11 protein-coding genes and 1 pseudogene are annotated in these 12,990 nt (G+C 61.3%); 3 read left to right on the top strand and 9 right to left on the bottom strand.

Features of this window, described 5'->3' with window-relative positions; translation table 11 throughout:
- Nucleotides 1-141: 141 nt before the first annotated feature.
- Genes J2J98_RS13835 through J2J98_RS13855 form a run of 5 tightly spaced genes read right to left on the bottom strand, consistent with a single transcriptional unit; the run spans nucleotide 142 to nucleotide 4,879 of the window.
- Nucleotides 142-858 (bottom strand): HAD-IA family hydrolase, encoded by a 717-nt coding sequence (locus J2J98_RS13835; protein WP_207601353.1) that lies wholly within the window; start codon nucleotides 856-858, stop codon nucleotides 142-144.
- Between the two features lie 3 nt (nucleotides 859-861).
- Nucleotides 862-1,590, bottom strand: coding sequence for a glycerophosphodiester phosphodiesterase family protein (locus J2J98_RS13840; RefSeq protein ID WP_064705502.1), 729 nt, complete (start codon nucleotides 1,588-1,590; stop codon nucleotides 862-864).
- A gap of 28 nt (nucleotides 1,591-1,618) precedes the next feature.
- Nucleotides 1,619-2,539, bottom strand: a complete 921-nt coding sequence (locus tag J2J98_RS13845; protein ID WP_207601354.1) for an ABC transporter permease subunit — start codon at nucleotides 2,537-2,539, stop codon at nucleotides 1,619-1,621.
- A gap of 2 nt (nucleotides 2,540-2,541) precedes the next feature.
- Nucleotides 2,542-3,534 carry an ABC transporter permease gene (locus tag J2J98_RS13850; RefSeq protein WP_207601355.1) on the bottom strand — a complete coding sequence of 331 codons (993 nt, stop codon included), beginning with the start codon at nucleotides 3,532-3,534 and terminating at the stop codon, nucleotides 2,542-2,544.
- Complete coding sequence (locus J2J98_RS13855) at nucleotides 3,521-4,879, bottom strand: extracellular solute-binding protein (RefSeq protein WP_207601356.1); 1,359 nt, start codon at nucleotides 4,877-4,879, stop codon at nucleotides 3,521-3,523. The genes J2J98_RS13850 and J2J98_RS13855 overlap by 14 nt, the downstream gene beginning before the upstream one ends.
- A gap of 151 nt (nucleotides 4,880-5,030) precedes the next feature.
- Between J2J98_RS13855 and J2J98_RS13860 the strand changes: the two genes are divergently transcribed.
- Both J2J98_RS13860 and J2J98_RS13865 read left to right on the top strand, forming a co-directional pair.
- Nucleotides 5,031-6,065, top strand: a complete 1,035-nt coding sequence (locus J2J98_RS13860) for a sn-glycerol-3-phosphate import ATP-binding protein UgpC (RefSeq protein WP_207601357.1) — start codon at nucleotides 5,031-5,033, stop codon at nucleotides 6,063-6,065.
- 91 nt (nucleotides 6,066-6,156) lie between these two features.
- Complete coding sequence (locus tag J2J98_RS13865) at nucleotides 6,157-7,158, top strand: sugar-binding transcriptional regulator (protein WP_207601358.1); 1,002 nt, start codon at nucleotides 6,157-6,159, stop codon at nucleotides 7,156-7,158.
- A gap of 17 nt (nucleotides 7,159-7,175) precedes the next feature.
- On the opposite strand, the gene J2J98_RS13870 is transcribed toward J2J98_RS13865, so the two are convergent.
- The 3 genes from J2J98_RS13870 to J2J98_RS13880 form a co-directional block, all read right to left on the bottom strand.
- Nucleotides 7,176-8,858 (bottom strand): hypothetical protein, encoded by a 1,683-nt coding sequence (locus J2J98_RS13870; RefSeq protein WP_207601359.1) that lies wholly within the window; start codon nucleotides 8,856-8,858, stop codon nucleotides 7,176-7,178.
- Nucleotides 8,858-9,913, bottom strand: coding sequence for a glycosyltransferase family 2 protein (locus J2J98_RS13875; RefSeq protein WP_207601360.1), 1,056 nt, complete (start codon nucleotides 9,911-9,913; stop codon nucleotides 8,858-8,860). The genes J2J98_RS13870 and J2J98_RS13875 overlap by 1 nt, the downstream gene beginning before the upstream one ends.
- 105 nt (nucleotides 9,914-10,018) lie before the next feature.
- Nucleotides 10,019-10,927 (bottom strand): AraC family transcriptional regulator, encoded by a 909-nt coding sequence (locus J2J98_RS13880; RefSeq protein WP_207601361.1) that lies wholly within the window; start codon nucleotides 10,925-10,927, stop codon nucleotides 10,019-10,021.
- Nucleotides 10,928-11,131: 204 nt separating this feature from the next.
- Between J2J98_RS13880 and J2J98_RS13885 the strand changes: the two genes are divergently transcribed.
- A complete protein-coding gene (locus tag J2J98_RS13885; protein ID WP_207601362.1) occupies nucleotides 11,132-12,178 on the top strand; it encodes an NAD(P)-dependent alcohol dehydrogenase in 1,047 nt (348 codons plus the stop codon).
- Here the strand turns inward: J2J98_RS13885 and J2J98_RS13890 are convergent.
- Nucleotides 12,139-12,863 (bottom strand): annotated as a pseudogene (locus J2J98_RS13890) (LysE family translocator). The gene J2J98_RS13885 and the pseudogene J2J98_RS13890 sit on opposite strands and share 40 nt — an antisense overlap.
- Nucleotides 12,864-12,990: the final 127 nt, after the last annotated feature.

A 12,990-nucleotide genomic window follows, 5' to 3' on the forward strand; every position in this document is an offset into this window, starting at 1 on the left:
ATCGAGTTGATTAACAGCTGCGGTCGAATTTCAAAGTCTGTTGTCTGGAGAGATCCCGCCTCCAGGGACGCTGACATTACGCGGTCGCGACGACTTGGCAAGGAGGCTGGGCGCTGAGTGCGCCCTCCGCCTGGGGCGCCATCACAACCTCCCTCCGACATTTTCCAGAATGGCGGTGAGCTCCCCTGCCCCTGTCGCAACGGCGGCGGCTCCGGCGGCATCGAGCACGGCGCGGCGGCCGGGCCTCGGATCGGCCGGATCGACGAAACCGATGGCCGTCATGCCTGCGGCGATTGCCGCCGCCACACCATGAACGCTGTCATCGATCATGATGCATCTGGCCGGGCGGGCCCGAAAACGCTGTGCGCAATGCAGCAGCAGATCGGGGGCCGGCTTCGGCCGGGAGACGAATTCGGCGCTGAAGACGCCTTCGCCGAATGCGCTCCAGAGATCCAGTCTGCCCAGGCTGTTGCGCAGCCGCCGCATCGTGCTGTTCGATGCGACGCATTTCGGACGGTCGAGGCTGCTGACGACCTCGGCAATGCCGGCAATAGGCGTCAGCGAACGGGCGAATTCCTCGAAGAGATGAAGATGCCACTTCTCGAACAGCGCGGCTACATCGATGATCCCGTATTCGCGCCGACACATCTCGGCAATGATGCTTTCCGAGTTGCCAGTGAATTTGACATGGGCCTCCCCCGCGCTGATCGCGATACCTGCGCCTTGCAGCGTTTCCGCGAGCGTACGGCTGGCAATCGGCTCGCTGTCGATCAGCACGCCGTCGCAATCGAAGATTACGAGGTCGATTCTGTCCATGGCGCCTCGCGTTCCGGGATGATCGATGCGGCTATCGAGCATGCCTCACCTCCGCGCCTGCAGGGCGAGATCCGGCCGGTCCGTAGTGATTTGCCGGATCGGTTTGGCAAGCCAGTATTCGAGATCGCTCATTTCGTTCGGAACCCAGGCCCCGAGCCGGTCGAGCGGCACGAGCTTGGTGATCTCGTCCCACTTCGCCTGAAGCAGCGACCGTTCGACCGCGATGATATCCGAGCATTGCTTCATCAGGCTGAGACCGCTGGCAAGGCCGAGACGCTCGGCCGACTTGGCATCGAAGGACGACAGGGTGCGAATCCCGGGAGCGGCCTTGCGAATATCGGCAAGCACATCGGGATGAAAGCTCGTCAGAATCGAGCGCTCCAGGAGACCTAGCCGCTCGACGGCGGCGAATGCCTTGGCGGCCAACCCCTCGTAAGGCGTTCCATCGGCATGGGTTTTCAGTTCGATATGAAGCTCGAGCGGCGTATCCCTGAAGACGGCAAGCACCTCTTCCAGCGTCGGGATCGCCTCCCCGTCGCTGTCCTTGAGGCTGATTTCACGATGTTTTCCGGGGCTGAGGTCGGAGACCAAGCCCTGCGAATCCGTCGTGCGATCGAGCGTCGGATCGTGAATGACGAGCATTTCGCCCGAACGCGTCAGGTGGATGTCGAATTCCACGCCATCGACCGGCATTTGCCCAAGTTTGCGGAAGCCCGAGAGGCTGTTCTCGGGCCAGAGATTGCGGCCACCGCGGTGGCCGATGATATGCACCATCGTCTGAATGTCCTTGAGATGTCGCGTGTTACTTTCCGGAGTCCACCAGCCCCTTGGTGAACCAGCGTTGCATGAAAAGAATGACGGCAGCAGGCGGAAGCATGACGAGCAGCGCCGCGCTCATTGCAATGTTCCAGGCGGGTGCGGAGTCGGAGACCGGAACGAGTTGCTTCAGCCCGAGCACCGCTGTCCCCATTTCCTTGTCGGTCGTGAAGAGCAGCGGCCACAAATATTGGTTCCAGCCATAGAGAAACAGGATGATCGACAGGGCCGCGATGTTGGCGCTCGACAGCGGAAGAAGGATATCCTTGAAGAACTTCAGCGGACCGGCGCCGTCCAGCTTGGCCGCCTCACAAAGTTCATCCGGAACCGTCAGAAAGAATTGCCGGAACAGGAAGCTCGCCGAGGCCGAGGCAATCAGCGGCAGGATCAGGCCGGAATAGCTGTTGACCATGTTCCATTTCAACGAGGCCTCGATGCTGTATCCGGTGAGGCTCTCGACTACGCCGGAAAGCCCGATCGTCCCGGCCAGCCAGCGGATCGGCCCTGCGGCATCGGCGACCGCCTCGTAGGTCGGAATGATGCGGACCTCGACCGGCAGCATCAGCGACACGAAGATGAGCCAGAACGCCGTCATGCGAAATGGGAAGCGGAAATAGGTCACGCCGAATGCGGCGATCAGCGAGATCGCCAGCTTGCCGAGGACGATGCCGGCGGTGACGATGATCGAATTCAGGAAAAGCTGGGAGAATTCGCCCTGCTGCCAGGCGGCGGCCAGGTTTTCAAAGAAATGCGAACCCGGCACCACCGGAAACGGCGCCTGCTGAACCTCCTGCAAGGTGAGCGAACCGGCGACGAAGGCGAAGTAGAGCGGCAGGCAGACTAAAATCGCGCCGATTAGCAATATTGCGTGGCAGAAGATCGAAAGACCGAGATGACGTTCGGGCATGACTACACCTGGTAATTGACCTTGCGCTCAAGGGCGCGGAACTGGACGACGGTGAATAGGATGGCGATCAGCATCAGCAGCACGGATTGGGCGGCCGACGAGCCGAGGTCGAGCTGCACGAAGCCGTCCTGGTAGACCTTGTAGACCAGGCTGTTCGTCGCCCCCGCCGGACCGCCGCGTGTGACCGCATCGATGATCCCGAAGGTTTCGAACAATCCATAGACGAAGTTCATCACCACGAGGAAGAAAATCGTCGGCGAGATCAGCGGAAGCGAGATCGTGAAGAAGCGTCGGACGGGTCTTGCACCGTCGAGCTTTGCCGCCTCCAGCAGCGAGGCAGGCACGGCCAGCAATGCGGCGACGAGGAAGATGTAGTCATAACAGACATTCTTCCAGACCGAGGCGATCGTCACCAGAAGCTGCGCATCGAAAGGACGCCGGTTCGGATCCCATTCGAAGCCGAGCCCATGGAGAAACTGCGCGATCGGCCCCACTGCCGGATTGAACAGGAAGGCCCAGATCACGCCCGATATGACAGGCGCGATCGCATAGGGAAGCAGGATGATGCTCTTGTAGATTCCCCTGCCCCTGATCACGAAATCGGTCGCAAAGGCGAATAGGCCGGCAAGCAGCAGCGTGGCGGCGTTCTGCGCAATGGTGAACCAGAGCGTGAACAACGCGCTGCCGCGATATTCCGGGCTGGCGAACAGATTGTAGAAATTTGTCAGCCCGACGAAGATTTGTGTACCGCCGAAGGGATCGACCTGAACGAAGGCCAGCGACAGCGCCTTGTAAGAAGGTATGAAAAAGAAGAACAGGAGGATCAGCAGCTGCGGCGCAACCAGGCCGAAGGCAAGCCAGGGCTTGTTGAAGTGGGCGGACTTCAACCCGGCCTCCGACGGCCGCACGATCGAACGGCCCGTCGTAAGAATATCCGAGATGCGAAGGCGCCGAGCGGCGCCTCCGATCGTTCCGAAGGTCCTACTTTGCTGCATGAAGCTGCTCGTACTGCCGAAGGATCTGGTTTCCGCGAGCCACTGCGGCATCCAGCGCCTGCTGCGGTGTCTTCTTGCCGGTCCACACGCCCTGGATCTCTTCCACCAGAAGCGCCATCGACTGGTTATGATTGCCGAATCGGAAGCCGCGCGAATTGTCGGTCGGGGTACCACGCGTGAGCTGGAGGATGGCGATCTCGCGGGTGGGGTGGTCCTTGTAATAGCCCTCGGACTTGGCTTGTTCATACGCAGCGTTGGTGACCGGAACATAGCCGGTCTGCTTGCTCCACCAGACCTGCGTCTTCGGCGATGCGACGAAGTTCAGGAAGGCGGCCGCGCCGGCGTATTCTTCCTCCGACTTGCCCTTCAGGACCCAGAGCGCACCGCCGCCGATGGTGCTGTTCTTCGGCTGGACGCCTTCCTCATGCGGCAGGAATGTCGCGCTCCAAGTGAATTTCGCACCGCTTTCGACGGCAGCATGCGCCGCGGTGGAGGCCACATAGGTCGAACAGGTGCCCGAGTTAAAGAGCTGGTCGGGCGAGAGGCCCTGCCCGGCGATCTGCAGGATGCCGGCATCCATCCACGTCTTGAGGCGCGTCACCTGGCCGACCACCAGCGGGCTCTTGTTGAAGATGAACTCGGTATCGAGGCCGCCGAAGCCATTCGCCTTGGTGCCGTACGGCTGGTCGTGAATCGCCGCATAATTCTCGATCAGGCTCCAATAAAAGTCGTTCGCAAGCGCCATCTGGCATTTGGAAACGCCCTTCTCCTTGATGGCACGCAGCTGCTTGTCGACTTCTTGCCAGGTGTCGCCCGGCTTATCGAAACCGGCTGCCTTGAAGTGATCGGCATTGTACCAGAAGATCGGGGTCGAGCTGTTGAACGGCATTGCCGCCGGCTTGCCGTCGACCAGATAGAAACCGGCGACCGGAGCGACGAAATCGTTCCAGTCGATCTTGTAGCCTTCCTTCTCCATCAGCTCCGGCACCGGAATAACAGCGCCGGAATTATACATGGTCAGAAAGCCGCGCTCAGCCGCCTGAATCAGCACCGGCTGCTGGCGGACGCGATAGGCGGCCACCATGGCCGCCATGGTCTCTTCGTAATTGCCTTTGCCAATGCCAACGACCTCGTATTTGTCCTGCGAGGCATTAAAGTCGGCAATCAGCTTGTTGGTGATTTCCGCTAGGCGGCCGCCTGCCGCATTCCACCATTCGATCTTGACGCGATCGGCTGCGCTGGCCTCACCCGCAGCTGCCAATCCAAGCGTCGCCAGTGCAGCGCCCGCCGCGAACGAGCGGATTGTCCGCCCCACGCGCGCGCCCATCGAAGACTTTGCCGTCATTTCGTTTTCCTCTCCATAGCCGTTGTTCGCCGACCGGTGCGTCCAGCGCCGGTCAACCCCTCCCAGAGTGGCGATAAAACAAGGTTGGGGTCACTTGTTACAAATGTCAATAGCGTGTTACAAATGTATGACGACGGCGAAGGAGGATGCTATGGCAGCTATCGAACTGATCGATCTGAAGAAGAATTACGGGCCGGTTCCGGCGGTAAAGGGGATCAATCTCACCGTCGCAGACGGCGAGATGATCGTGCTGGTCGGGCCTTCCGGATGCGGAAAATCGACCCTGCTGCGGATGATAGCCGGCCTCGAAGCCATAAGTTCCGGGCATCTCAGGATATCAGGAAAGGACGTCGGCCATGTCGATCCGGCCGACCGCAACATCGCCATGGTGTTCCAGAATTACGCACTCTATCCCCACATGACAGTCCGTCAGAATCTCGAATACGGCCTTAAGAACCGCCGCCTGCCGCGCGACGAGATCGACCGGCGGATCGCCAGCGCCGCCGGCATTCTCGAGATCGGCGAGTTCCTTGAGCGGCGCCCCCGCCAGCTCTCGGGCGGACAGCGCCAGCGTGTGGCCATGGGCCGCGCCATCGTCCGCGATCCCGCCGCCTTCCTGTTCGACGAACCCTTGTCCAATCTCGATGCGAAGCTTCGCGTGCAAATGCGGCTCGAGATCCGCAGGCTGCAGCGGCAGATCAAGACGACGAGCCTCTATGTCACGCACGACCAGCTCGAGGCGATGACGCTGGCCGACAGGCTGGTCGTCATGAACGGCGGCAGGATCGAGCAGATCGGCACACCGATCGAGGTCTATCGCCGTCCCGAGACCGTTTTCGTTGCCGGCTTCATCGGTTCTCCGCCGATGAACCTCATCGGTCTGGACGAGCTCGGCCCCTGCGACCTCGCACTGCCTAGGGATACGGATCTCATCGGCATCAGGCCGGGAGCGGTCAATCTCGGCGCCGGATCGGCGCATGACCTGCGGTTCGACGCTCAGGTCGAATTGATCGAGACCGTCGGCGATGAAAATAACGTGCATCTACGCATAGACGGCAGCGATAAGCGCATCGTCGCGAGCGTTCCCACCGATCAGCGTCTGCAGGAGGGCGACCGCATTTCCTGTTACGTGCGAAGGGATGGTCTGCATCCCTTCAATAGGTCGACGGGGCGGCGAACCGATTGACGGGAGTGGAGCGAATGACAGCCGGCCGCTGCGATTGACAAGCGCCGGGGATTTGAGATCCATGGCGTCGAAGCGGAGCGCGGATTATCGCATGTCACAGAACAGAAATGCTTCTTTCGCACCGATCGCTCTGCCCGACGAGCAGATGCAGGTGCGCGTCGTCTGGCTCTATTACATGGAGGGACGCACGCAGGGTGAGATCGCTGAAGCGCTTTCGACCAACAGGCTTCGCGTCAATAAGATCATCGCCGAGGCGCGCCGATCTGGCCTCGTGACCATCACCCTCAATTCCCGGCTGACGTCCTGCATCGCACTGGAGCAGCAACTGGCAGCGGAATTCTCACTGAATCGGGCGATCATCGTACCAACACCCGAGGACGAAGAGCTAATCCCCGTCCTGCTCGGCCAGGCGGCCGCCGATTATCTCGTGCAATTGCTGAATCGCAATATCCGCGGCGTCGGCGTCGGGTGGGGAGCGACACTCCGCGAGATGGTGCGTCATATGCCTTCCCTCAAACGGCCTGATATCTGCGTCAATTCGGTCATGGGCGGGCTGACGCACGGCATCGAAATCAATACCTTCGACATTGCGAGCGACCTTGCCCGTCAGCTCAATGCCGAATGCTCCTATCTTGCTGCGCCGATCTATGCCGGCAGCCCGGAATCGCGGACGGCAATCGTCCAACAGGATGTCTTTGAATCGGCCTTTCGACAGATCGAGACCAATGACGTCATCGTACTCAGCATCGGCGACATGACCGAGCGTTCGCTGCTGATGCGCTACGGCTTGCCAAGCAACATCAACATAGAGGAATTGCTCGCAGCCGGCGCCTGTGGCGACGTGCTCGGCCAGTTCGTCGATAAGATCGGGCGGCCGATCGACCATGCGATAAACAGATGCGCGATCGCTCCCGAGTTGGAAGTTCTGCGGGCCATTCCCAATGTCGTCTTCGCGTCAGGCGGCCTGAACAAGGCGCAGGCTATCGCAGCAGTGTTGCTGTCGGGTCTGGGAAACGTGGTGATTTGCGACGAAGACACGGCTCGGCAGGCGCGACAGCTTGCGATCGAGCTGAGGACTAGTCGCACTTCGTAGCGCCGAACATCCACAGCCTACGACGCCCTCGCGCAACCGGCCGGGATCGAGAGAGGTTCCGCCGGCATTACCTTGTCGATCGCATAAAGCTTGGCGAAACCGGCAGCCTCCACAAGCGTCAGTCCCGCCGGCATCGAGCTGCCGACGTAGCGGTCAGGGATATCGGCATTGGCGACGAGGATGAAGTTGAAACGCCTGCGCCAATCCGAAAGATAGGGTGTAAAGCCCTCATACTCCCGCATCATTGCCGGGCATGAAAGTACGCCGATCGACACCAGATTGCCCTCGGGAACCGCGATCTCCGACCACGGCGGCAGGATGGAAAGCGGCTGTTTGCCCTTTGCCGTAAAGAGCGTCGGCACGAAAGCATGCGAGAAGGGCACGGCGAGCGTCGGCAGATGCCGGAAGGTATCCAATCCCCAGGCAAAGTGCCGGTTGGAATGGGCAAGGCTGCTGGCGGTCTCCGGTTCATGCCCCAGAGGCAGCACGGCCGCCCCGGCAGGTACCTTTCTCAGCACAGTCTCGACAGCCGCGACATCTTTCTCCGCCAGCCACCAATTCCAGCCGACCCAGCCGGCTCGGCCGAAGACAGCAAGATTGATGATCAGCGCCAGCGACAGCGCGTGTCGGCGCCTCAAATTGGCAAACGGGCACACCATCGCCATGGCGACGAGGGCTGTCATGATCGGAAAGCGCCAGCTGATCCAGCCGGTGCCGAGAGCGTGGCGCGGCGAAATACAGGAAAGAAGCAATAATCCGCAGGCGGTAACGGCGAGCCCCGCATGCACCTGCATGTCGCCCGCACGTGCGGCGCGCGTGCAGATGAGGATCAGTGGCAGAATCAGCACGACGTCAACCAACGGAACATAGGTCGTGATGGCGGAGACAAGGTTTATCAGGATCAGGATGACGCCATCATTCCAGGCAAGTCCAAGGCCGCTCCCGCCAGCATCCGGTAAGGCAGCAGTGCGGAGGTACAAGGCGAGCGGCGGTAGGGCGCAGGCACTGATCGCCGACGCCAATCGGCCGGTAAGCCTTGCCGACCCCACTCTCGATCGCAATATGTCGATGCGCCAGGAAATTTCGAGGCCGCAGACGATCGCGATATAGAAGCCGAGCGAGAAGATGTGCATCACCGTCAGCAGCACTGCGGCGGCGAGCCGCCAGGCAAAAATCCAGACCGGATTTCCACCCTGCAGCCGCAAATCGATGCACGCGAGGAACAAGGCCATGCCGAGGCCGATCTGGAAATTGATGAAGCCGCCGATCATCGTGGCGCACCAGGCGAACGACAGCATGGCAATCTGCCAGTAGTGACGGCCGCCGAAGAGCGAGCGGTGCAACCCGATCGCACCGAGCGGCGGCAACACGATCGCCAGAAAAAGCAATGCACGCGCCAACCTGTCGGCGCCGACGAGCGGCCCCAGCCAGACAGCGAGAAGATCGATTCCCACATTGGTGAAGGTGCGATTCCAATCGATCGCATAGATCTCAGGGAACGGCTGCTCGCCGATACCGCCCGAAAGCAGCCAGATCCGGGCATAGTGATTGGCGTAGTCGAGAATCGGCGGGAATTGAAACAGGACGACCAATGCAGCCGCAAGCGCGATGAACACGGCGATCGCAATCGTCGAGTCCTGCCGGGCGATCAAATCCTCCGGCCCGGCCACGGCATGAACGGGCGCAGCAATTCGATTCATTATCTGATCCGGTTGCCCTTTTGCGGCCGCGGTTCTGCCATCGCAAAGGCCGAATCCAGCGCGGCGCGGCGCTCGCCGGCGCTCATTTCCGAAAAAGCCGTCGGCAGTTCGGCCTGGTCGCCGCCCCGCAGGATCGTCTCGACCATGAACATTGGCCGCTTCTTGCTCTCCTGCACGAGACGACCGAGATATTCGCCGATGATGCCGATGCAGATCAGCTGGATGGCGCTGAAGGCGCTGACGGCCGCCATGATCGACGACCAACCGCTGACGGTCTCGCCCTGCAGCCAGCGAACGAGCGTATAGATTAGCAGCGCCACCGCCACGCCGGCGCTGATCATGCCGAGCCATGTGGCGATCCGCAGCGGCGTCGTCGAGAAGCTGGTGATCGCATCGAGGGCAAAATTGACCATCTTGCGCAGAGGATATTTCGTCGTTCCGGCAAAACGGGCGTCCCGTTCGTATGGCAGGGCAACCTGCCGACCGCCGATCCAGCTGACCATTCCACGGATGAAGCGATCGCGCTCCGGCATCGCCAGCAGAATATCAACGACGCGCCGGCGCATCAGCCGGAAATCGCCGGTATCACGCGGAATGCTGACGGAAGCGAGTCGGGAGAGAGCGCGATAGAAGATCGAAGCGGAGGCGAGCTTGAACCAGGTTTCGCCCTCGCGGCGCGTACGCTGGCCGTAGACGACATCGGCGCCGCGCTCCATGATCGGCATCATCATCAAAAGCAATTCGGGTGGGTCCTGGAGATCGGCGTCGATCAGGAGCACGCGCTCGCCCCGTGACGCCGAAAGACCCGCCGTCGACGCCAGCTGGTGACCATGATTGCGCAGGAGACGGACGCCGAGCACCTGCGGCACTTTTGCCGCCAGCTCCGAAATGATCTCCCAGGTGCCGTCCGACGAGCCGTCATCGACGAGAATGAGTTCGAAGGCGTCGCCGGCGACGCTCTGCGCGGCAGCAGCGGCGCGGTGGCAGAATTCGCGCAGGCCTTCTTCCTCGTTATGGCAAGGCGCGACGATGGAAAGTAACGGTGCTTGCGTCATGCGGACGGCGGTGCCTGCTTGATGGATGGCGCCAGCCTAGCCCGGAAAGGTCAAACATCCTTTAATGGCTGGCCGGCAGCCGCGCCGACGCCGGCGCCCTCAGCGCTATTCCGCCGCGATGATCTCGCGCACGCCGTCGACATCGCGGGCCGGCGAAGCGCCGTAGAGGCGACTATATTCGCGGCTGAACTGCGACTGGCTTTGATAACCGACACGATGGCCGGCCGTGCCGGCGTCCAGCCGCTCAACGAGCATCAGCCGGCGCGCCTCGTGCAGGCGCAGCTGCTTCTGATACTGGACGGGCGTCATGGCGGTGACCGACTTGAAGTGGTGATGGAAGGACGACACGCTCATATTGACTCGCTCGGCAAGATCTTCGATGCGCAGCGGCCGCGCGAAATTCTCCTTCAGCCATGCGACGGCGCGGGCGATTCTGTTGCTGTGGCTGTCTGCCGTGGCGATGTTGATCAGCCGGGCGCCGTGCGGCCCGGTCAGCACCCGGTATAGGATTTCCTGCTCGATCAGCGGCGCCATCGCAGGAATGTCGCCTGGACGATCGAGCAAGCGCAGCAGGCGGACTGCGGCATCCATCAGCTCCGGCGGCGCGACGTTCACCACCATCCCGCGCTGGCCGTCGGTATGAGAGGCCGGGCGCGGAATGTCGATGCGGCTGAGCAGCTCCAGTAACTTCTCCGAATCGATCGCCAGCCCGAGACAGAGATGAGGCACCTCGGAACTAGCCTCCGTAACTCGCCAGGCGACCGGCAGGTCAAGCGAGGTCAAGAGATAATCGCCGGTTCCGTAGCTGATCTGCTCCGTGCCGAGCTGCAGGCTCTTGGCGCCCTGCAGCACGAAGGCGAAACAGGGCCGGTAGCTGCTGTGCAAGGGATCGCTGGGCTTCGACCGGCGGCTGATATGGAGGTTGCCGATCGCAGTCGAGAACTCGCCGTCGCCGGGCGCGAAGCGCATCGCGATGTCGACGATTTCCTGATAGGGGCTGAAGGGCAAGGTCATATGGCAACTCTTTCTGTCTATTCTCTGACCGGCGATACCGCCCTTATCTAGAGTGCCTTTGGCTTTTCGCAAACTGGCGAGCGCCTCACTTTTGCAGGATCGTGCAAAAAGCTGAGAGGATCGCTCTAACCCTCTCACGCCGTTCTGGGCAATAGTCCGCCATCCCGCTCACCCCCCCTCCCGTAAACGAAAAGGAAGGTTCCCATGCCTATTGCACGAGGCTACGCCGCCACTGACGCTTCCAAGCCACTAACCCCTTTCACCTTCGAACGCCGCGATCCGAACCCGGATGACGTCGTCATCGACATCAAATTTGCCGGCATCTGCCATTCGGACATCCACACCGTCCGCAATGAATGGAAGAACGCCGTCTATCCCATCGTGCCCGGCCATGAGATCGCCGGCATCGTCTCGGCCGTCGGTTCGGCCGTCACCAAATTCAAGGTCGGCGACCGCGTCGGCGTCGGCTGTTTCGTCGATTCCTGCATCGGCTGCGCTGAGCGCGACCTCGACCGCGAACAGTACATGCCGGGCCTCAGCGGCACCTACAATGACTTCGAAGCCGACGGAAAGACACGCACACAAGGCGGCTATTCCGACTCGATCGTCGTCAAGGAGGGCTATGTCATGTCCATTCCTGACAATCTGCCGCTCGACGCCTCCGCGCCGCTGCTCTGCGCCGGCATCACGCTCTATTCGCCGCTGCGCCACTGGAATGCCGGCCCCGGCAAGAAGATTGCGATCGTCGGGATGGGCGGCCTCGGCCACATGGGCGTCAAGCTGGGTTCGGCCATGGGCGCCGATATCACCGTCCTGTCCCAGAGCCTTTCCAAAAAAGAAGACGGCCTGAAGCTCGGCGCCAAGGAATATTACGCAACCAATGATCCGGAAACCTTCACCAAGCTCGCCGGCACGTTCGACCTGATCATCTGCACCGTCAGCGCCGAGATCGACTGGAACGCCTATCTCGGCCTGCTCAAGGTGGACGGTTCCTTCGTGGTCGTCGGCGCGCCGGAGAATCCGATTCCGGTTCACGCCTTCTCGATCATCCCCGGGCGCAAGAGCATCTCCGGCTCGATGATCGGCTCGATCAAGGAGACCCAGGAAATGCTGGATTTCTGCGGCAAGCACAACATCGTCTCCGAGATCGAGAAGATCAACATCCAGCAGGTCAACGAAGCCTATGAACGCGTGCTGAAAAGCGATGTCCGTTACCGCTTCGTCATCGACATCGCCTCGCTGGCGGCCTGATGAAAATGGAAGGCGGCTTCTCCGGCAGCCGCGCCGATGTGAGATGCCTGCAGCCGCCGAAGTCCCGTCTTCGGCGGCCGTTTTACGTCATCGGAAGATGTCAGCGATTGTACAGCGCTGCCATCCCCTGAAAAGGCAAGGCGGACGCCGAGAAGGATCATGACGATACCGGAGAACCGCTGCTGCCACGCGATCAAGCTCGGCCGGCGCGAGAGCCAGCCGCCGAGCGTGCCCGCGCCGAACGCGACGGTGTTGAGGATGACGAAGTTCGAAAGCTTCGTCACCGCCCCGAGAACAAGAAGCTGCATCGCCACCGGCCATGAACTCTCGGGGTTCACGAATTGCGGAAGGAAGGCGAAGAGAAAGACGAGCGCCTTCGGATTGGTCAGATTATTAATCGTGCCCTCACCAAGCGCCCTCGCTGCCGAGACGGACTGTGCCGCTGTCCGTGCCCCTCGCGATGCCGGTCTGCACTGCGAAGCAGCTTGACACCAAGCCAGGCAAGATACGCGGCTCCGGCCCAGCGCAGAATGTCGAAAGCAACCAGCGAGGCGTGAAGCAGCGAGCCAACGCCCAGGATCAGCAGCGAGATCTGGATTGCCCCGGCCAGCGCCGTGATGCCGACCGCACTCAGAAAGGCGGTTCGCCGACCCTGCCCGACGCCTCGCCCGATGACGAGCATCATATCCGGCCCCGGCGAGAGCTGAATGGCGAGAACGGCGACATAAAGGTGAGAAACGTATCGATATCGGGCATGAAGCCTCCGAACTTGAGGTGATAATAGTCGGGGGAAATCCTTGTTCCCCGACCGA

The organism is Rhizobium bangladeshense (genome assembly GCF_017357245.1).
GTDB classification, from domain to species: Bacteria; Pseudomonadota; Alphaproteobacteria; order Rhizobiales; family Rhizobiaceae; genus Rhizobium; species Rhizobium bangladeshense.

Bases quoted from the DNA above. Each gene is read 5' to 3' on its own strand.
- J2J98_RS13835 (WP_207601353.1), bottom strand. From the start codon at position 858: ATGCTCGATAGCCGCATCGATCATCCCGGAACGCGAGGCGCCATGGAC.
- J2J98_RS13875 (WP_207601360.1), bottom strand. From the start codon at position 9,913: ATGACGCAAGCACCGTTACTTTCCATCGTCGCGCCTTGCCATAACGAG.
- J2J98_RS13840 (WP_064705502.1), bottom strand. From the start codon at position 1,590: ATGGTGCATATCATCGGCCACCGCGGTGGCCGCAATCTCTGGCCCGAG.
- J2J98_RS13880 (WP_207601361.1), bottom strand. From the start codon at position 10,927: ATGACCTTGCCCTTCAGCCCCTATCAGGAAATCGTCGACATCGCGATG.
- J2J98_RS13845 (WP_207601354.1), bottom strand. From the start codon at position 2,539: ATGCCCGAACGTCATCTCGGTCTTTCGATCTTCTGCCACGCAATATTG.
- J2J98_RS13860 (WP_207601357.1), top strand. From the start codon at position 5,031: ATGGCAGCTATCGAACTGATCGATCTGAAGAAGAATTACGGGCCGGTT.
- J2J98_RS13865 (WP_207601358.1), top strand. From the start codon at position 6,157: ATGTCACAGAACAGAAATGCTTCTTTCGCACCGATCGCTCTGCCCGAC.
- J2J98_RS13870 (WP_207601359.1), bottom strand. From the start codon at position 8,858: ATGAATCGAATTGCTGCGCCCGTTCATGCCGTGGCCGGGCCGGAGGAT.
- J2J98_RS13855 (WP_207601356.1), bottom strand. From the start codon at position 4,879: ATGACGGCAAAGTCTTCGATGGGCGCGCGCGTGGGGCGGACAATCCGC.
- J2J98_RS13885 (WP_207601362.1), top strand. From the start codon at position 11,132: ATGCCTATTGCACGAGGCTACGCCGCCACTGACGCTTCCAAGCCACTA.
- J2J98_RS13850 (WP_207601355.1), bottom strand. From the start codon at position 3,534: ATGCAGCAAAGTAGGACCTTCGGAACGATCGGAGGCGCCGCTCGGCGC.